18 protein-coding genes are annotated in these 19,090 nt (G+C 74.1%); 9 read left to right on the top strand and 9 right to left on the bottom strand.

The genetic code is table 11. From position 1 onward, the window contains the following. Nucleotides 1-80 precede the first annotated feature (80 nt). Nucleotides 81-1,022: a transglutaminase-like domain-containing protein gene (locus tag IR158_RS14445; RefSeq protein ID WP_291814117.1), complete on the top strand. Its 942-nt coding sequence runs from the start codon at nt 81-83 to the stop codon at nt 1,020-1,022. A 12-nt stretch (nt 1,023-1,034) separates the two neighbouring features. Here IR158_RS14445 and IR158_RS14440 read toward each other — a convergent pair whose 3' ends face one another. Further along, complete coding sequence (locus IR158_RS14440; protein ID WP_291814116.1) at nt 1,035-1,751, bottom strand: amino acid racemase; 717 nt, start codon at nt 1,749-1,751, stop codon at nt 1,035-1,037. A gap of 147 nt (nt 1,752-1,898) precedes the next feature. Between IR158_RS14440 and IR158_RS14435 the strand changes: the two genes are divergently transcribed. Next, nucleotides 1,899-3,854, top strand: a complete 1,956-nt coding sequence (locus IR158_RS14435) for a metallophosphoesterase family protein (RefSeq protein WP_291814115.1) — start codon at nt 1,899-1,901, stop codon at nt 3,852-3,854. A 105-nt stretch (nt 3,855-3,959) separates the two neighbouring features. Continuing rightward, nucleotides 3,960-5,078 carry a DUF916 domain-containing protein gene (locus IR158_RS14430; protein WP_291814114.1) on the top strand — a complete coding sequence of 373 codons (1,119 nt, stop codon included), beginning with the start codon at nt 3,960-3,962 and terminating at the stop codon, nt 5,076-5,078. 35 nt (nt 5,079-5,113) lie between these two features. On the opposite strand, the gene IR158_RS14425 is transcribed toward IR158_RS14430, so the two are convergent. The 5 genes from IR158_RS14425 to msrA form a co-directional block, all read right to left on the bottom strand. After that, complete coding sequence (locus IR158_RS14425; protein ID WP_291814113.1) at nt 5,114-6,382, bottom strand: FAD-binding protein; 1,269 nt, start codon at nt 6,380-6,382, stop codon at nt 5,114-5,116. 25 nt (nt 6,383-6,407) lie between these two features. Then, nucleotides 6,408-7,151: a CPBP family glutamic-type intramembrane protease gene (locus tag IR158_RS14420; RefSeq protein WP_291814548.1), complete on the bottom strand. Its 744-nt coding sequence runs from the start codon at nt 7,149-7,151 to the stop codon at nt 6,408-6,410. A gap of 186 nt (nt 7,152-7,337) precedes the next feature. Continuing rightward, nucleotides 7,338-8,384 carry a DUF2776 family protein gene (locus IR158_RS14415; RefSeq protein ID WP_291814112.1) on the bottom strand — a complete coding sequence of 349 codons (1,047 nt, stop codon included), beginning with the start codon at nt 8,382-8,384 and terminating at the stop codon, nt 7,338-7,340. Between the two features lie 87 nt (nt 8,385-8,471). Then, nucleotides 8,472-10,037 carry an ATP-dependent DNA ligase gene (locus tag IR158_RS14410; protein ID WP_291814111.1) on the bottom strand — a complete coding sequence of 522 codons (1,566 nt, stop codon included), beginning with the start codon at nt 10,035-10,037 and terminating at the stop codon, nt 8,472-8,474. 329 nt (nt 10,038-10,366) lie between these two features. Next, complete coding sequence (gene msrA / locus IR158_RS14405) at nt 10,367-11,044, bottom strand: peptide-methionine (S)-S-oxide reductase MsrA (protein WP_291814110.1); 678 nt, start codon at nt 11,042-11,044, stop codon at nt 10,367-10,369. A gap of 116 nt (nt 11,045-11,160) precedes the next feature. Between msrA and IR158_RS14400 the strand changes: the two genes are divergently transcribed. The 3 genes from IR158_RS14400 to ilvA are packed head-to-tail and all read left to right on the top strand — an operon-like array spanning nt 11,161 to nt 14,878. Continuing rightward, nucleotides 11,161-12,396, top strand: coding sequence for a cystathionine gamma-synthase (locus IR158_RS14400; protein ID WP_291814109.1), 1,236 nt, complete (start codon nt 11,161-11,163; stop codon nt 12,394-12,396). Between the two features lie 50 nt (nt 12,397-12,446). Then, a complete protein-coding gene (locus IR158_RS14395) occupies nt 12,447-13,670 on the top strand; it encodes an AI-2E family transporter (protein WP_291814546.1) in 1,224 nt (407 codons plus the stop codon). Then, nucleotides 13,667-14,878 carry a threonine ammonia-lyase gene (gene ilvA, locus IR158_RS14390; RefSeq protein ID WP_291814108.1) on the top strand — a complete coding sequence of 404 codons (1,212 nt, stop codon included), beginning with the start codon at nt 13,667-13,669 and terminating at the stop codon, nt 14,876-14,878. Before IR158_RS14395 ends, ilvA begins: the two co-directional genes overlap by 4 nt. Nucleotides 14,879-14,970: 92 nt before the next feature. Here the strand turns inward: ilvA and greA are convergent, their stop codons facing one another. Together greA and IR158_RS14380 are read right to left on the bottom strand one after the other, a co-directional pair. Next, on the bottom strand, nt 14,971-15,456 hold the full coding sequence (gene greA, locus IR158_RS14385; protein WP_291814107.1) for a transcription elongation factor GreA: 486 nt from the start codon (nt 15,454-15,456) through the stop codon (nt 14,971-14,973). A gap of 217 nt (nt 15,457-15,673) precedes the next feature. Next, the gene (locus tag IR158_RS14380; protein ID WP_291814106.1) at nt 15,674-16,078 is read right to left on the bottom strand and encodes a DUF4307 domain-containing protein; all 405 of its coding nucleotides are present in this window, start codon (nt 16,076-16,078) and stop codon (nt 15,674-15,676) included. Between the two features lie 90 nt (nt 16,079-16,168). On the opposite strand from IR158_RS14380, the gene mca reads away from it, so the two are divergent. Genes mca through IR158_RS14365 form a run of 3 tightly spaced genes read left to right on the top strand, consistent with a single transcriptional unit; the run spans nt 16,169 to nt 18,248 of the window. Next, nucleotides 16,169-17,056, top strand: a complete 888-nt coding sequence (mca, locus tag IR158_RS14375) for a mycothiol conjugate amidase Mca (RefSeq protein ID WP_291814105.1) — start codon at nt 16,169-16,171, stop codon at nt 17,054-17,056. Further along, entirely contained in the window at nt 17,053-17,406 is a 354-nt protein-coding gene (locus IR158_RS14370) for a hypothetical protein (protein WP_291814104.1), read from the top strand. The genes mca and IR158_RS14370 overlap by 4 nt, the downstream gene beginning before the upstream one ends. Further along, nucleotides 17,403-18,248, top strand: coding sequence for a carbon-nitrogen hydrolase family protein (locus IR158_RS14365; RefSeq protein ID WP_291814103.1), 846 nt, complete (start codon nt 17,403-17,405; stop codon nt 18,246-18,248). The genes IR158_RS14370 and IR158_RS14365 overlap by 4 nt, the downstream gene beginning before the upstream one ends. 74 nt (nt 18,249-18,322) lie before the next feature. Here IR158_RS14365 and IR158_RS14360 read toward each other — a convergent pair whose 3' ends face one another. Next, nucleotides 18,323-19,078, bottom strand: coding sequence for a hemolysin III family protein (locus IR158_RS14360; protein ID WP_291814102.1), 756 nt, complete (start codon nt 19,076-19,078; stop codon nt 18,323-18,325). Nucleotides 19,079-19,090 lie beyond the last annotated feature (12 nt).

The following is a 19,090-nucleotide window of genomic DNA, read 5'->3' as shown; positions in this document are numbered from 1 at the left end:
CCCGCCCCGATGAGTCCGGCACCCACGGGGTGTCTACTCCGCACGGGAGTCCGACGCAGGACCCCGGGACGGAGGCGGCGATGCCGGACGGCGTGCAGGACGCGACGGGCGACCCTGGGCAGTGGGCGCGGCACTCGCCCTACAGCGACCCCGGCCGGCACGCCGCGGTGCTCGCCGCGCTGGGCACCGGCCCGGCAGACGTGCACGCCGCGGCGACGGGACTGATCGCGCACTACCGGGCCGAGGCGGACACCCTCGACGCCGACCGGCTGCCGACGGTCGACCTGCGGTGGCTGGACGCGATCCTCACGGCCGGCTTCGCGCTGTCACCCGCCCCGCTCGCGGGCCGTCCGGCCACTGCCCGTCTCGCGGGGTGCTGCCGGGACCACACGCTGCTCGGTGTGGGGCTGCTGCGCGAGCACGGCATCCCCGCACGGTCCCGCGTCGGGTTCGCGCGGTACTTCACCCCGGGCTTCGCGCACGACCACGTCGTCGTCGAGCGCTGGGACGGACGGCGCTGGGTGCGCGCGGACCCCGAGATCGACGCGGCGTTCGGTGCCGCGCCCCCGGCCGGGGAGCCGTTCGACCCGTTCGACCTGCCGACGGGCCTCGACGCACCGTTCGCGACCGCCGCGGAGCTGTGGCTCGCGCACCGGCGCGACGGGCTGGACCTCGGTGCGTACGGGGTCGCGCGCGAGCTGCCGGAGCTGTGCGGACCGGACTTCGTGCGGGGGAACGTGCTGCTGGAGGTCGCGCACCGTCGCCGCGACGAGCTGCTGCTGTGGGACGTGTGGGGCGCGGAGCTGCACGAGGCACCCGAGGACGTCGCCGTGCTCGCGGACGAGGTCGCCGACCTGCTGGTCCGGGCGGACGCCGGTGACACCGGCGCCGAGACCGAGCTGGGTCGTCGCTACGCCGCAGACCCGCGGCTGCACCCGGGGCGACGCATCCGGACGCTCTCGCCCCTGGGCCGCGACGGCTGGACGGACCTCACGACGCGCGTGACGTCCTGGGACGTCTGACGGCGGCCGCGGTCAGACCGCGGCCGTCAGCGGCGGCGTCGCGCCGCCGAGCGCGAACCGGGCGGCGGCCAGCGCGTGGACGCGGGCGGACTCGATGAGCGGCACCGGGCCGGGCCCGGTCAGCGCCAGCTCGAGCTCGGTGCAGGCCAGCACCACCGCGTCGGCGCCCTGCGCCTGCAGCTGCGCGGCAGCCGCGGTGAGCCGGGCGCGTGAGGTGTCCAGGACGCGGCCGTGCGCGAGCTCGTCGAAGATGATCCGGTCGATCTCGTCCTGCGTGGCGGCGTCCGGCACCAGCGTGGCGATGCCGTGGGTCGCGAGCCGGTCGGCGTAGAACGGCTCGGCCATCACCCAGCGCGTGCCGACGACACCCACGGTTCCCCAGCCCGCACCCGTCGCGACGTCGGCGACCGCGTCGGCGATGTGCAGGAGCGGGACGTCGAGTGCGGCCTCCACGGCGGGCGCCACCTTGTGCATGAGGTTCGTCGCGATGAGGACGGCGTCGGCGCCCGCTCCCTGCAGCCGACGGCCCGCGGCGGCGAGGAGGTCGCCCGCGCCCGCCCAGTCCTCGGCCAGCTGCAGCTCGCGCACCTGCGCGAAGTCCACCGACTCCAGCAGCAGGTGCGCACTGTGGTGCCCGCCGAGCGCCTCGTGCACCGCCGTGTTGATGACCCGGTAGTACTCCAGCGTGGAGTACCAGCTCATGCCGCCGATCAGTCCGAGGGTGCGCATCGGTCCACCCTCCCACGTCCCGGGGGCCCGGCAGCAGGACCCCAGAGTGTTCCCACCCGTGCCGAGCCGTACACCGTCCGTACGACCGCGCGTCGCCTCGACCCGACACCGTTCGGGGCGTCATCTTCCGACGCAAGGAGACGCTCGATGCGAACGCCACTCCCGTCCCGCCCTCGTGCAGCCGGGCCCCTGCGGCACCGGCTCACCGCTGCCCTGGCCTGCGGTGCCGTCGTCGCCGGTGGCTTCCTGGCCACCGCCACCCCCGTCGCGGCCGACACCGGCACGGCGACGGACCGGCTGATCCTCACCCCGACCGACCAGGCGACCACCTCGCAGTTCGTCACGTGGCGCAGCACGTCGAGCGCGCCGGCGGCCGTCGAGTACCGACGCACCGGCGGCACCGGTGCGACGGTCGCCGCGACCGTCACCGACACCATCGGCGAGCACACGCACCTCTCGGCCACCCTCACCGGACTGGCGGCGGGGACGCGGTACGAGTACCGCGTCGGGCAGGGTGACGACTGGACGCCCTGGCGCACGTTCCGCACGGCGTCCGACGCCGCCGAGCCCTTCTCGTTCCTCTACTACGGCGACGCGCAGATCAGCCTCGACACCACGTGGCCCGCCGTCGTGCAGGCCGCGCACGCCAAGGCGCCCGACGCCGTGGGCAGCGTCCACGCGGGCGACCTCATCGACACCGCGAGCAACCAGACGCAGTGGACCAACTGGTTCTCCGGGATGGGCGAGTCCGCGATGACCACGCAGGTCCTGGCCGCGCCGGGCAACCACGAGTACAGCGGCGACCAGACGATGCGGAACTGGAAGGCGAACTTCACGTACGCGCTGAACTCCCCGACGCGCGCGACGATCGGTGACCTGGCGAAGCTCGCCGAGGGCGACACGCCGGCCGCGCGCCAGACCGCGGCGTACCTCGACCACTTCGAGACGTTCGCCGGCGAGACGGTCTACTTCGTCGACTACCAGGACGTTCGGTTCATCACCCTGAACGCGACACGGAACTCCGGCTTCCTCACCCCGCCCGACCTGCCGGCCTGCACCGAGGGCTGCCCCGACGCCGGGCAGCTGTGGGTCGACTTCCAGGCCGCCTGGCTCGACCACGTCCTGGGCTCCAACCCGAACACGTGGGCCGTCGCGACGTTCCACCAGCCGGTCTACAGCGTCTCCAGCGGGCGCGACGAGCCCCTGCTGCGCGCCGCGTGGGTGCCCGTGTTCGAGAAGCACGACATCGACCTCGTGCTGCAGGGCCACGACCACACGTACGCCCGGGGCTACAAGGACACGACCGCGACGGGCACGCCCGGCATCACGAGCGGGCCGGTGTACGCCGTGTCGAACTCGGGCGGCAAGTACTACACGCTCGCCGCGGAGGGCGACAACGTGTGGACACGCAACGGTGCGACGCAGGTCAAGCGCGGCGCGAACGTCTCGTCGTACCAGGTCGTCTCCGTCGACGGCGGCACCCTGCGCTACGAGTCGTACGTCGCAGCCGTCAACGGTGATGCGCCCGAGAAGGTCGGCGACCTGTACGACGCCTTCACGATCACCAAGGACGCGCGTGGCAAGCGCGTGGTCGAGGACGGCGTCGAGGTCCCGGCCGACGACGCGCAGCGGCTGGCCGTGACCGTGCCCGAGCAGGACGGCGAGCCCGGTGAGCTCGTGTGGGCGATCGACGGCAGCAACGACCTCGTCGACCTCGGCGTGGCCGAGCAGGCAGGCGACCACCTGCGCGCGACGGGCGCGCTCAACCCGGTCCGGGTCACGGACACGCGTCGTGACACGCCCGCGTGGTCGCTGTCGGGCCAGGTCAGCGACTTCGTGGCGGGTGACCGGGCCGTCGACGCCAAGCACCTGGGATGGTCACCCACGGTGACCGAGAACGACGGCGGTGCGACGCCGGGTGCGGCCGTCGCCTCGGGCTTCGTGTCGGGCGACGGCCTCGCGGAGCCGGCGGTCCTGGGCTCGGCCGCCGTGGGGCACGCGCTGGGCAGCGTGCTGCTGGGTGCCGAGCTCGACCTGCGCCTGCCGGTCTCGGTCACCGAGGGCCGGTACTCCGCGACGCTCACCCTCACGGCGCTGAGCTGACGGACGTCGGTCGGCTCCGTCGGCCTCACCGACGGGGCCGGCCGACGTGTCCACGGCCCCTTCCGCGTCACGACCCCATCCGGACCACAGCCGAGGAGTGCTCGTATGACCCGCGCCCGCACGTCGCCGCCGCTCGTCCCAGGTCACCGGGCGCCCGCGCTGGTCGTCGCCCTGATCACCGGCCTGCTCGCCGCGCTGACGGGCGCCGTCCTTCCCGTCGTCGTCGCCCGGTCCGCGTCGGCCGTCGCCGTCGACCCGAGCGCCGACCCGAGCGCCGACCCGAGCGCGGACGCCACCGTCACCTGGGGCGTCCGACCTGCCGACGCCGAGCCGCACGCCGCCGACCGCGCCAACTTTGCCTACACGGCGGCGCCGGGCGAGACGATCGAGGACGCCCTCGTCGTGACCAACCACGGCAACGCGACCACGACGCTGCAGGTCTACGCGGCGGACGCGTTCACGACCACGCGCGGCGTGCTGGACCTGCGGCGCGCGGACCAGACGTCGCACGGGGTCGGTGCGTGGGTGGCGATCGCGACGCCCGAGGTCGCGGTCCCGCCGGGCGAGAGCGTGGTCGTGCCGTTCGTCCTGACCGTCCCGGAGGACGCGGAGCCCGGTGACCACGCCGGGGGAGTCGTGACGTCGCTCGTCAGCTCCCGCGCGGACGGCGTGAGCGTCGACCGGCGGCTGGGTGCGCGGCTGCACCTGCGCGTCGCGGGACCACTGGGACCCGGCGTGAGCCTCGAGGACGCGCGTGCGGTCCACCACGGCACCCTCGACCCCACGGCTGCGGGCTCGGTCGACGTCGGGGTCGAGGTCGCGAACACGGGGAACGCGCGGGTCGGTGGTCCGGCGACCGTGACCGTCGCCGGACCGTTCGGGTGGGGCGAACAGGTCGTGCAGGTCGACGTCCCCGAGCTGCTGCCGGGGGAGCGGACGACCGTCGCGGTCCGCGTCGAGGACGTGCGTCCGCTCCTGCGCCTGACCGCGACCGTGCGGCTGGTCCCGGAGATCGCCGCGGACGGCTCGACGCTCGCACCGGTCACCGCCACGGCGTCGACGGCCGCCCTGCCCTGGACCCTGCTGGTCCTGGTCGTCCTGGTCGCCGCAGCGGTGTGGGTCTCCCGGCGACGCGCGCGTCACCGGGCCGAGGCCACGGACCGTCTCGTCGCCGAGGCGGTGGCGGCGGCCCGACAGGAGCCCGACCGGCTGCCCGCCGTCTGACGACCGGTGCGGCGTTCCCGTGCGCCGACCGGGCGTCAGCTGCGCAGGCCGTGGCGCAGCAGGAAGTCGTTGGCGAAGACGCCCTCAGGGTCCCGGCGGTCGAGGAGCGCGAGCTGGTCGTCCCACCGCGGGTACAGGTCGCGCAGCGTGCGCTGCTCGTCTGCGAAGAGCTTGCCCCAGTGCGGGCGTGCCGCGAACGGCGCCAGCGTGCGCTCGATCACCGGCAGCACCGCGTCGACCTCGGCGCGCAGCGGCTTCCACGTGAAGTGCAGACCGACGCGGTCCCCGCCGTGCGCGGTGGACAGCCACAGGTCGTCGCCCGCGATGGACCGGATCTCGCTGACGAGCAGCAGGGGCGACGTCAGGTGGCCGATGCCGCGCAGCGCCTCGATCGCGGCGACGGCGTGCTCACGGGGGACGAGCCACTCGGACTGCAGCTCGGCGCCCGCCGAGGGCGTGAAGTCGAGCCGGAAGTGGGGGAGCCGCTCGTGCCACGGCCCGGGCACGGCGCCCTGCTGCGTGCAGGCCTCGGGGTCCGGGCCCGGCACCGGATGCACGGGTCCGGGCGCGGGACGAGACCCCGCGAGCACGTCGCCCGGGCCGGGCAGGGTCCAGGCGTCGGTCTCGACGCGGTGCTTGCGCCACACCTGCCCCACCGTCTCGCCACGCCAGTCGGTGAACAGGCTCACCGAGTAGGCGGACGACATGAGCGCGTCGAACCGGTCCAGCGCGGTGGTCCACGGCAGGTCGAGCCACACCTCCTGGGCGACGTCGTACGTCGGGTGGATCCCGAGCGTCACGCGCGTCACGACGCCCAGCCCGCCGAGCGCGACGACCGATCCGGCCAGCTCCGGGTCGTCGGGGCCGAGCGTGCGGACCTCGCCGCCCGCGCCGACGACCTCGAGACCGCGCACCGCGGCGGACAGGTTCGTTGCGGTGTCGCCCGACCCGTGCGTGGCCGTCGCGACCGTGCCCGCGACGGCGATGTGCGGCAGCGAGGCCATCGTGTGCAGCGCCCACCCGGCGGCGTGCAGGTCACGCGCGAGCTCGCCGTACCGCACCCCGGCGCCGACCGTGACCGTGGCCGCGTCGGGGTCGATCACGGTGGGGATGTCGAGCCGGTCCAGGACGACGAGCGTCCCGGGTCCGTCCGCGAGGTCGTGGAAGGAGTGCCGCGACCCGAGCGCTCGCACGTGCCGGGCCCCGGCGACGAGGTCCGCGACCTCGTCGACCGTCTCCGGGTGCACGACGGGCCCGCCGCGGAACGTGTGGCTGCCGGCCCAGGTGGTCAGGGCGTCGGTCATCGGGGTCCTCCTCGGGGTGCGGGCGTCAGCGCGCGGGCGCGGTGACGAAGACGTCGAACAGCTCGGGCGTGTGCGCGTGCACCAGCACCATGAAGACGACGGCGTCGAACAGCAGGTGCACGACCAGCACGTAGGTCAGCGACTTCGTCAGGTTGAACGTGAACCCCTGGATGAGCGCGAACGGGATGGTCAGCAGCGGACCCCACTCGCGGTACCCGAGCTCCCAGAGGAACGAGACGAAGACCATCGCCTGCAGCAGGTTGGCCGTCCACAGGCCGAAGTGCCGGCGCAGCAGCGCGAACACCGTGCAGATGAAGAACAGCTCGTCCCACGTGCCGACGGCGTTGACGCCGACGAACAGGCGCGCGATCTCCTGCCCCTCGACGACCGTCGGCCAGTTGAGGTATGCGCCGGACGACAGGAAGTAGAACGGCAGCACCAGGTACCCGGCGCCGACGACGAACAGCAGGTACGCCCACTGCGTGCGCGTCCACCGCTTGCCGGTGCGCCACGGGAAGCGGATGACGCGGTCACCGTTCACGTGCCGCGAGAGCACGTACGGGACGACCACCGCCAGCGAGAGGGCGATCGTGAACTGCACCATGCCCAGGTCGGACAGGTCCGCGGCCAGCGGGATGGTGCTGACGATGCCCATGCCCGCGGCGATGACGAGCAGGTCCCGTCCCAGCACCCGGTCGACGGCCCACCCGATCGCGACGCCCGCGACCAGGGGCACGTACGCGAGCGGGCGCACGTGCACCGCGAACATGAGGATCGCGGACCCGCAGACGAGGGCGGCGGCCAGGTACCGCCACACCGTGACGGCCACGGGGTGGGGTGGGGCGTCGTCCACCTGCGTCGGCACGGTCCCGGCTGTCTCGTCCACGCGGACACCCTGCCTCACGGGGCGCGGCCGCGCAGCGCAGCGGCCCACGGCGCGCCGCGGCGGGCGACCCTAGGACTCCGACGTGCCGGCCTCGAGGATCGACACGATCGAGAACAGCGTGAAGCACACGGCCCCGAGCCCCACCATGACGTGGGCCCCGACGAAGAACCCGGGCTGCCGCGTCGTCGCCTCGAACAGGAACGCCGCGAAGAACAGGCAGGCCAGCGCGGTGCCGATCGGGATGATCGGGATGCGGTTGGCCAGCGCGAACTTCCGGCGCCACACGAGGGCGAGCAGCACGACCTTCGACAGGATGCTGAAGCAGATCAGTCCCAGCCCGATCAGCACGGTGCCGGGCGCCAGCCGGGCCGGGTCGTCCGAGGCCAGCAGGACCCCGATGCCGACGAGGACGTTGATCGTCCCCATGGCCACGACCCACCACGTCCAGCGGAACCGCTCGGTGTCGCCGAACTCGTTGCGGACCTGCCGCACGATGCTGGCGACCAGCGCGATGAGCGCCGAGCAGATCAGTGACAGGCCCGTCAGGACGTGGGCCGCGACGAGCTCGGGCGTCGTCCCGCCCGCATAGAGCGTCGCGGCGATCACGAGCCCCATCACGGCGAGTACGACAGGGATCGCGATGAACAGGGTGCCGACCCGGCGCGAGTACGCACCGTCGGGCGGGCCGCTGTCCGGGCTGCGTGCGCCGTTGGCCGCGATGAGCACGAACTTCGTCGACGCCGCCGCCACGGTGCTCACGCACGCGGCGATGAAGCCGATGCCGACCATGACGTGCCCGGCCACGACGTGCTGCGCCTCGTCGCCCTCCAGCACGACGATGATGCCCCAGATGACGGTGGCCGCCGCGACCGCGTACCCGAGCGACGGCAGCAGGATCTCCCAGACCTCGCCGTAGCGGTGGACGAGCTGCCGGATGATCGTCGCCGCCGTGGTGAACAGGGCGATGCAGATCGCGGTCAGTGCGACGTTGACGTGCCCTGCGACGAAGTGCGCGGCGTCGTCGCCGCCCGACAGGACGTACAGGCCGAACGCGAGGCACACCACCCCCATCGCCAACGGGATCGCGCGGAACAGGATGCTGATGGTGCGGTTCATGGCGTCCCCCCGACAGCCGATCCGTGTCTCCACCGTAGGGCCGGCCGCCCGGTTCGGCGCGACGGCCGTCTCGGGGTCTCTTGCGGGCTACGGCAGCAGCGCTCGCACGGTGTCGATCGTGTCGGCCTCGGCCGCCGGCTTGTCGGAGCGGTACCGCAGCACCCGCGCGAAGCGCAGGGCCAGCCCGCCGGGGTAGCGGGTCGAGCGCTGCAGCCCGTCGAACGCGATCTCGACGACCTGCTCGGGGCGCAGCGTCACCGTCCACCCGTCGTCGGCGACCTCGAGCTCGCGGAACCGCCGCGTCTGCCACGCGAGCATCTCGTCCGTCATCCCCTTGAACGTCTTGCCGAGCATGACGAACCCGCCGCCGGGGTCCCGCGCCCCGAGGTGGATGTTCGACAGCATCCCGGAGCGCCGGCCCGACCCGCGCTCGACGGCCAGGACGACGAGGTCGAGGGTGTGCCGCGGCTTGACCTTGATCCAGGCGGCACCGCGGCGGCCCGCCTCGTACGGCGCGTCGGTCGCCTTGACGACCACGCCCTCCTGCCCGGCGGTGACGACGGAGCGGAAGTGCTCGCCCGCGACGGCGGGGTCGGACGTGACCACGCGCTCGACGACGTGCGGCGCGGCCACCTGGTCCAGCACGGCGAGCCGCTCGCGCAGGGGCGCGTCGAGCAAGTCCCGGCCGTCGACGTGCAGCACGTCGAAGAAGTAGGGCGTGAGCGTCGCGGACGCAGCGAGGTCCGCGTCCCGGGTCGCGCTGCGGGACGCGGTCTCCTGGAACGGGCGCGGGCGTCCCTGGGCGTCGAGCGCCAGGGCCTCGCCGTCGAGGACGAGCGTGCGGGCCGGCAGCGCCCGCACGGCCGCGACGATCTCGGGGACGCGCGCGGTGACGTCGTCGAGGCTGCGGGTGTAGACCCTCACGTCGTCGCCGTCGCGGTGCACCTGGATGCGGATCCCGTCGAGCTTGGTGTCGACGACGACCGCGCCGGGCGGCCCGTCCGACGTGCCGGCACGTGCGGTGAGCTCGGCGACGGCCGTCGCGACGTCGGGTGCCGACTGCGCGAGCATCGGACGCACGGGACGGCCGACGGTCAGCGTGAACGCATCGAGCGCCGTGCGTGCGTCCTCGGGGGAGTCGGCACCGAGGGCGGCGACCGCGACGGCCTCCGTCTCCCCGGCCAGCATCGCGGCGCGCCGGACCACGTCGGCCCCGACGCCCGAGGCCTCGGCGACCGCGTCGAGCAGCAGCGCGTCGAGCGCCCCCTGCCGTAGCTCCCCGCTGACGAGCCCACCGAGCAGCCGCTGCTCGCGCTCGGTCGCCGCGGCGAAGAGCGCACGCGCCGCCTCGAGCCGTGCCCTCGACGAGCCCGGACCCGCGAGGCCGGCCATGTGCTCGAACGCCGCGTCGACGTCCTGCACCGTCAGCGAGGGCGCGACGGCGGGAGCGGGCAGGCCGGCCAGCGACCGCCACCCCAGGCCCGTGCGCCGCTGCCGCAGCTCACCGCCCAGGTACCGCGACACGATCGCCACGTCCTCGGGACCGCCCGCAGACGCGCGCCGCAGCACGTCGACCAGCACCGCCCGTTTGGCCAGCCGTGAGCGGGTCGCCACGAGCTGCCCGGACGCGTCGGCGACGTCGTCGAACAACATGCGCCCATCCTGACCCGGCCCACCGACACCCGCCCCCGGAGTTCTCACGCACCCGCCCGGATGACCGGACTGGATTGCACTCTCACGCCCCCATGGGGGTGGCTGGATTGCGCTCTCACGCCCCCATGGGGGTGGCTGGATTGCGCTCTCACGCCCGCATGGGGGTGGCTGGATTGCGCTCTCACGCCCTCCCCCCGGGGGGAAGGGGGGGGCTGGATTGCTCTCTCGCGCCCTCCCCCCCGGGGGTGGCTGGATTGCTCTCTCGCGCCCTCCCCCCGGGGGTGGCTGGATTGCTCTCTCACCAGGGGGTGAGAGAGCAATCCAGTTCGTCAGGCCGGGGGGAGCGGGCAGGCGACGCCCGTGGAGTTGACCGGGCAGTAGCCGCCCGGGTTCTTCTGCAGGTACTGCTGGTGGGGGCCCTCGGCGTAGTAGAAGGTGCCGGCGTCCTCGACGGACCGGATCTCGGTCGTCACGTCGCCGTACCCGCGCGCCTTGAGCAGCGGCGCGTACGCGTCGCGCGTCTGCCGCGCGGCCGCCTCCTGCTCGGGCGTCGTGAAGAACACCGCCGAGCGGTACTGCGTGCCCACGTCGTTGCCCTGGCGGAAGCCCTGGGTCGGGTCGTGCTCCTCCCAGAAGTGCCGCAGGAGGTCGACGTCGGACAGCACGGTCGGGTCGTACGCGACCATCACCGTCTCCGTGTGGCCCGTCCGCCCGGTGCACGTCTCCTCGTACGTCGGGTACGGCGTGAAGCCGCCCATGTACCCGACGGCCGTCGTGACGACCCCTGGCAGCTGCCACGCCTCCTTCTCCGCGCCCCAGAAGCACCCGGACGCGAGGTACAGCACGCGCGTGCCCTCGGGCCAGGGTCCCTGCAGCGGCGTCCCCAGCACGACGTGCTTCTCGGGCACCGGGTACGCGTACCCGTCCCGCCCCTTGAGCGCGTGCTCCGCGTCCACCATGGTGGTGCGCAGCGACGAGCCGAGCAGCGTCTCGAACAACGAGGCCATGACCGTCTCCTTACTGTCGGGTCCACGTCGTGCAACAGGCGCCGCCCTGGGCCTGTTCCGGCGGCCGGCGCGCGCCGTCCTGCGCCGCCGCCCGGTCCACCGCCTAGCCTGGGGGCGTGACTCACGACCCGCTCGCGCAGCACCCCGACTGGACCGACTCCGGATTCTCGACCCGAGCCATCCACGCAGGTCAGGACCCCGACCCGCGCACCGGCGCGGTGGTGACCCCCATCCACCAGGTCTCGACGTACAAGCAGGACGGCGTCGGCGGCCTGCGCGGTGGGTACGAGTACTCCCGTTCCGGCAACCCGACGCGCGACGCGCTGCAGGAGGCGCTCGCCGCCGTCGAGGGCGGTGCGGCGGCGTTCGCGTTCTCGTCCGGGCTCGCCGCGGAGGACGCGCTGCTGCGGTCCGTCCTGCGGCCGGGCGACCACGTCGTCGTCCCGGACGACGCCTACGGCGGCACCTACCGTCTGATCGCGCGGGTCCTGGGCCCGTGGGGTATCGACCACACACCGGTCGACCTGTCCGACCCCGACGCCGTCCTCGCCGCGATCCAGCCGGGCCGCACCAAGGTCGTCTGGGTCGAGACCCCGACCAACCCGCTGCTCGGCATCGCCGACATCGCCGCGATCGCGACGCACGCGCAGTCGGCCGGCGCCGTGCTCGTCGTCGACAACACGTTCGCCTCGCCGTACCTGCAGCAGCCCCTCGCGCTGGGTGCGGACGCGGTCGTGCACTCGACGACCAAGTACATCGGGGGGCACTCCGACGTCGTCGGCGGTGCGGTCGTCGTGGCCGACGGCGCCCAGCTGCCCGCCGGGATGGTGGGCCCCACCGGCACCACGGCCCTGCGCGACGCGGTCGGGTTCCTGCAGAACGCGTCCGGCGCGGTCGCCGGGCCGTTCGACGCGTGGCTCACGCTGCGCGGCCTGAAGACGCTCGCGGTCCGCATGGACCGGCACAACAGCAACGCCGAGGCGGTCGCCCGGTTCCTCGTCGAGCACCCCGGCGTGCGCGAGGTGCTGTGGCCCGGGCTGCCCGAGCACCCCGGTCACGAGGTCGCCGCCCGGCAGATGCGCGGCTTCGGCGGGATGGTCGCGTTCCGCACCGGCTCGGCGGAGTCCGCCGTCGCGGTGTGCGCGGCGACCCGGGTCTTCACGCTCGCCGAGTCCCTCGGCGGTGTCGAGTCGCTCGTCGAGCACCCCGGCCGGATGACCCACGGGTCCGTGGCCGGCACGGCGCTCGAGGTGCCCGACGACCTCGTCCGCCTGTCCGTGGGCATCGAGGACGTCGAGGACCTGCTGACCGACCTGGCGCAGGCCCTCGCCGTGGCGGGGCTCGGGCGGTGACCGCACCGGGCGTGCGCGACCAGGGCCCGGCACCGCTCGCGGGTTCCGCGCTGACCCCGCGTCCCGAGCCGGTGCCGGCCGCCGTGCGCGCGTGGTCGGACTGGTCGTGGCGCGTGCTGGTGATCCTTGCCGGGCTCGCCGCCGGGCTGTGGCTGCTGGCAGCCCTCAAGGTCATCGTGGTGCCCGTCGCGATCGCGCTGCTGATCACGGTCCTGCTCTCGCCCGTCGTCGCCGCCATGCAGCGGCACCTGCGGCTGCCGCGCGCCGCCGCGGCCGGCCTCGCGCTGGTCCTGCTGCTCGCGCTCGTCGCAGGGCTCCTGACGCTCGCCGGACGGTCGATCGTCAACGGCATCGCCGCGCTGTGGGAGCAGGCCCGCGAGGGCGTCGACGAGCTGGTCCGCTGGCTGTCCGACGGGCCCCTGCAGCTCGGTCAGGGCGACCTCGACACGTACGTCGAGCAGCTCCAGGACGCGGCCGCGTCGAGCGGTCAGCAGATCGCCTCGGGCGCGCTGTCGGTGGGTGTCACCGTCGGGCACGTCGCCGCCGGCACGCTGATCGCGCTGTTCTGCTCGCTGTTCTTCCTCATCGACGGGCGGGGGATCTGGGCGTGGGTCGTCGGGCTCATGCCCCGTGGGTCGCGCGAGCGGTTCCACCAGGCGGGGCGGCGCGGCTGGGTCACGCTCGGGGCCTACACCCGCACGCAGATCCTCGTCGCGGCCGTCGACGCCGTCGGCATCGGCATCGGTGCCGCGTTCCTGCAGCTGCCGCTGGTCATGCCGCTCGCGGTGCTGGTGTTCTTCGGGTCGTTCATCCCGTTCGTCGGGGCGATCGTCACCGGCTCCATCGCGGTGCTCGTCGCACTCGTCACGCAGGGCTGGGGCTCGGCGCTGATCATGCTGGGCGTCGTGCTGCTGGTCCAGCAGCTCGAGGGGCACGTGCTGCAGCCGTTCCTCATGGGGCACGCCGTCTCGCTGCACCCCGTCGCCGTGCTGCTGGTCGTCACGACCGGGTCGCTCGTGGCGGGCATCGTCGGCGCCCTGTTCGCGGTGCCGCTCGCGGCCCTGATCAACACCGTGGTGCTGTACCTGCACGGGCACGACAAGTTCCCCCAGCTCGGGTCGGACGACCACGTGTCCATACGCGCCAAGGGGCACCCGGTCCTCGACCGGGCGGTCGCCGCGGCGGCGGAGGCGGAGTCCGAGGCGCGTGCCGCACGCGAGGACGACGACGACGCGCGCGGCACGACGGCGGGCGACCCGCCCGTGGCGCCGTGATCGGACCGCAGGACGTCCGCGACGCGGCCGCGCTGATCGAGGGGGTCGCCGAGCGCACGCCGGTGCAGCGCAGCCGCGCGCTCTCGCGGATGATCGGCGCCGACGTCTGGCTGAAGTGCGAGAACCTGCAGCGGGCCGGCTCGTTCAAGATCCGCGGCGCCTACACGCGCATGGCGCGTCTCACGGACGCGGAGAAGGCCAGGGGAGTCGTCGCGGCCAGCGCGGGCAACCACGCGCAGGGCGTCGCCCTGGCGGCAGGCATCCTCGGGATCGACGCCGTCATCTTCATGCCGGTCGACGCCGCGCTGCCGAAGATCGCGGCGACGCGGTCCTACGGCGCGCGCGTCGAGCTCGTCGGCACGTCCGTGGACGAGGCCCTCGTGGCGGCGCACGAGCACGCGGCACGCACGGGCGCGGTGCTCATCCACCCGTTCGACCACGCGGACGTCGACGCCGGGCAGGGGACGATCGCGCTCGAGGTCCTCGAGCAGGTGCCGGACGTGGGGACCATCGTCGTGCCCGTCGGCGGCGGCGGGCTCGCCGCCGGGATCGCCGCCGCGCTGGCCGACCGGCCGGACGTCCGCGTCGTGGGGGTGCAGGCCGCGCGCGCGGCCGCCTACCCTGCGTCGCTCGCGGCAGGACGGCCCACGCCGGCGCCCGAGCTGCGGACCATGGCCGACGGCATCGCCGTGGGGACGCCGGGGGACGTCCCGTTCGAGGTGCTGGCGAGCCACCGGGTCCAGGTGCGCACCGTCTCGGAGGAGGACCTGTCACGCGCGCTGCTGCTCGTGGCCGAGCGCGCGAAGCTCGTGGTCGAGCCGTCGGGCGCTGCGGCCGTCGCCGCCGTCATGGCGGACCCGCGCGGCATCTCGGCGGGGGACGGCCGGCCGGTCGTGTGCGTCCTGTCGGGCGGCAACATCGACCCCCTGGTGCTGCTGCGCGTCGTGCGCCACGGCCTGGCGTCCGCCGGGCGGTACCTCCAGCTGCACGTGGTCGTCGAGGACACGCCGGGTGCGTTGGCCGACCTGCTGCGGGACGTCGCCGCCATGGGCGGCAACGTCATGCACGTCAGCCACCTGCGCACGGGCGGCGACCTGGGGTTCAGCGACGTCGCGGTCGACCTGCAGATCGAGACCAAGGGCCCCGAGCACTGCGGCGCGCTGCTGACGGGCCTGCGTGCGGCCGGCTACCGCCTCAGCAGCGCCTGACGTCGGGCGTCAGACGCCGAGTGCGGGGGAGCCGGCCCAGGGTGCGGGATGTCCCGCAGTCAGGTCGCCTCCCCCGCACTCGGCGGGGCGCGTCAGCCCTGGAAGGGGCTGGCCGCCTTGATCTCGACCGGGATCTGGCGACCGTTCGGCGCCTCGTACGACGTCGAGTCGCCGACCTTGTGGCGGTGGATCGCGGCGCCCAGGGGCGACGTGGGGGAGAAGACGTCGATGTCGGCGCTGCCCGCGATCTCGCGGGAGCCGAGCAGGAACGTCATCTCGTCACCCGCGACCACGGCCGTCACGACCATGCCCGGCTCGACGACGCCGTCGTCGGGCGGCGTGCCGATCTGCACGTTGCGGAGCTTGGCCTGGAGCTCGCGGATGCGGGCCTCCTGCTTGGCCTGCTCCTCGCGGGCGGCGTGGTAGCCACCGTTCTCCTTGAGGTCGCCCTCGTCGCGGGCCGCGGCGATGCGGTCCGTGATCTCCTTGCGGCCGTCCGTCTGGAGGTGCGTGAGCTCCTCCGTGAGGCGGTCGTAGGCCTCCTGCGTCAGCCATGTGGGCGCAGTCGTCTCGGTCACGATCGCTCCTTCCTTACCTTGCCTGGGGGGCCGTCGGTCCGACGGCGCGTGAACCCCCGGCGGCACGGACGAAGGTGCGGCACGGGGGCGGGTGGGCCTGCCACCGCGGTCGCGTCGACCTGTCGTACGACGCCGGACCGGGGGCGGCGTAAACGCACAGCCTAGCAACCCCGGGCTCGAGCTCGTCCCGGACCGGGGGCTGGACGTCCGTGAGGCCTCAGTCGACGGGCTCGCACCCCTGCACGACGCCCGTCACGGCGAGCTCGACGGTCGGCACGGTGACCGTGACCCGACGGGTCCGCGTCCCGGCAGGGGGAACCGGCACGTCCAGCACGCCGACCTGCGCGTACGACGCCGACAGGGCCTGGACGCGGCACGTCGCCGCCCCGCCCGGCGGTGTGGTGACGTCGAACGTCACCTCGGTCGACGTCGGCCCGTCCACGCGGTAGCCGACGTCCTGCCAGATCACCGGGTCCCGCATGACGCCCGTGCCGATCCAGGCGAGGAGCACCATGGCGACCACGACGGCCGCGGCCAGCGCGAGGCGCTGCAGGCGGCGGGTGCCGTCGGTGGGTTCCGGTCCGTAGCGCCCGGCGGGCGGGCGGGGGGCCGGTGCGACCACGATGGGGCCTCCTGGGTGTCGTGCGACCGGTGTCGGTGCGGTGAGGGATCATTGTCTCTCGTCCCACGACCTGCCACGGAAGGATCCACGGTGAGCTCGGAGCGGCTACGGCTGATGGCGGTGCACGCGCACCCGGACGACGAGTCCAGCAAGGGTGCCGCGACCACCGCGCGGTACGCCGCGGAGGGCGTCGAGGTCCTGGTCGTGACGTGCACGGGCGGTGAGCGCGGCGACGTCCTCAACCCGCACTACGGCGCGGCCCCCGAGGGGCTCGAGGCGATGCGCGCCGTGCGTCGTGAGGAGATGGCCGCCGCGGCCGCCGCGCTGGGTGTCCAGCAGCGCTGGCTCGGGTTCGTCGACTCGGGGCTGCCCGAGGGCGACCCGCTGCCGCCGCTGCCCGAGGGCTCGTTCGCGACCCTGCCGCTCGAGGAGGCGAGCGCCCCGCTCGTCGCGGCGGTCCGGGAGTTCCGGCCCCACGTGATCACGACGTACGACCCGTCGGGCGGGTACCCGCACCCCGACCACATCATGTGCCACCGGGTGTCCGTCGAGGCGTTCGCGACGGCAGGCGACCCCGAGCGCTACCGCGGGCAGGGCGAGCCGTGGACGCCGCTCAAGCTCTACTACAACCACGGCTTCTCGCTCGCGCGGATGCGGGCCGTGCACGACGCGATCGTGGCCGCCGGTGGCGAGTCGCCGTTCAGCGACTGGATCGACTCGCGCCAGGCACGGGAGGTCCCCGAGCGCGAGGTGACGACCCGCATCGCGTGCGCGGACCACTTCGCGCAGCGCGACGCCGCGCTGCGCGCGCACGCCACGCAGATCGACCCCGAGGGCTGGTTCTTCGCCGTCCCGCGCGAGGTCGAGATCGCGACCTGGCCCGACGAGGAGTACGAGCTCGCGGAGTCCCGCGTGGAGACGACGCTGCCGGAGACCGACCTGTTCGCGGGTGTCCGCGGGACGGAGCACGCACGATGAACGCTCTGGTGACGACGGCTGTCGTCGCGTCCGCAGTCTCGTCCGGGCGGCTGCCGGGACCGACGTACGAGAGCCCCACGGAGGGCTCGCCGGGCTTCGCCGGGTTCGTCGCGACCTTCCTGCTCGCGCTCGCGGTCATCGCGCTCGCGGTGTCCTTCACGCGACGCATGCGCCGCGCGGCCCACCGCGACCGGCTGCGGGCCGAGGCGACGAGCGTCACGTTCACCGGGGCCCTCGGGGGCGACGGCGCGTCGGACGGCGGCACGCAGGACGCGCCGGAGAGCGCACCGGACGACCCGACGGACGACGCCACCCCGGACGGCTCCCGCCCTGACGCGGGGCCGCGGTGAGCGCACGTCCCCAGCCGCCGCAGCGCCCGGCCGTGCGCGTCACGGTCGCGCAGCTCGAGGTGGGGCCGGACCGCCACGCGAACCTGCTGGCGGCCCGCGACGCGCTGCGCACCGCGGCACGCGCCCGCGCCGACCTGGTGGTGCTGCCGGAGTACGCGTCCGCGTTCGACCCGCGGGGCGTGGGCGTCGAGCTGGCCGAGCCGCTCGACGGCCCTTTCGTCTCGGCGCTCCGCGAGGACGCGGCCGCGCACGGCCTGGCGGTCGTCGCCGGCACGACGGTGCCGGGTGGGGAGCCGGGCGCCGACGGGCAGCCGCGCGCCCACAACGTCGTGGTGGCCGTCGACGCCGGTGGCCGGCTCGCGGGCGTGTACCGCAAGGTCCACCTCTACGACGCGTTCGGGCAACGGGAGTCGCAGCGGCTAGCGCCGGGTCCGGCCGACGCGCCGCCGCTGGTGCTCGACGTGGCCGGGCTGCGCTTCGGCGTGCTGACGTGCTACGACCTGCGCTTCCCGGAGTCGGCGCGCCGGCTCGTCGACGCGGGTGCCGACGTGCTCGTGGTGCCCGCCGCGTGGGCGTCGGGCGACCTCAAGGCGATGCACTGGCGCACGCTCGCGGTCGCCCGCGCGATCGAGAACACCGCCGCGGTGGTCGCCGTGGGGCAGGCGGGCCGAGGTGTCGTGGGACGCTCGCTGGTCGTCGGGCCGGACGGCGTCGTCGGCCTCGAGCTGGACGAGGAGCCGCAGGTCCGCACGGTCGACCTCGACGCCGACGAGCTGCGGTCCGTGCGCGAGCGCAACCCGTCGCTCGCGCACCGCCGCTACGCCGTGGTGCCGCGGGGCTGAGTCGCCCGCGTCCGAGGTGGCCCGGCTCCGAGGTGGCGGTTTCGACGTGGGCGGGCCGCGTCAGCCCGGGCGAGTCAGCCCAGGCGTGACGTGGCGATCGCCACGGCAACCATGTGGGTGCCGCACCCGATCACCGTCAGCACGTGGAAGATCTCGTGGAACCCGAACCAGCGCGGGCTCGGGTTGGGCTTCTTGAGGGCGTACACGATGGCGCCGACCGTGTACGCCAGGCCGCCGACCGCGATGAGGTAGACGATCGTGGGGCCGCCGGTCTCCCAGAACTGCGGGAAGAACCCGACGGCCACCCAGCCCAGCGCCAGGTAGATCGGGACGTAGACCCAGCGGGGCGCGTTCAGCCAGAAGATGCGGGCCAGGAGCCCGAGGATCGCCCCGGACCAGACGATGACGAGCAGCGTGCGCGCCGTCGCCACCGGCAGCAGCAGGACCGCGAGCGGCGTGTAGGTGCCGGCGATGATGAGGAAGATGTTGGTGTGGTCGAGGCGCCGCAGGACGCCCGCGACGCGCGGCGACCAGGTGCCACGGTGGTAGACGGCGCTGGTGCCGAAGAGCAGGACCGCCGAGACCCCGAAGACGAGGTTCGACCAGCGTGCCGCCGGTGTCGGCGACATGGCGACGAGCACGATCGCCGCGATCAGGACGAACGGCGCCACACCGGCGTGGACCCAGCCACGCAGGCGCGGCTTGATGTTCTCGACGGCGGCCTCGACGGCGTCACCGACGTCGGCGGCGGCGCGAGCGAACGAACCGGCGCCGGTGTGGTCGTCGGAGCGTGCTGCGGGCTGCTGTCCGTGCGCGGGGGAGGTGCTCATCGAAGGGTGTGA

It is taken from the genome of Cellulomonas sp. (assembly GCF_015234515.1).
Classification (GTDB): domain Bacteria; phylum Actinomycetota; class Actinomycetes; order Actinomycetales; family Cellulomonadaceae; genus Cellulomonas.
This window is presented reverse-complemented; position numbering and strand designations above follow the sequence as displayed.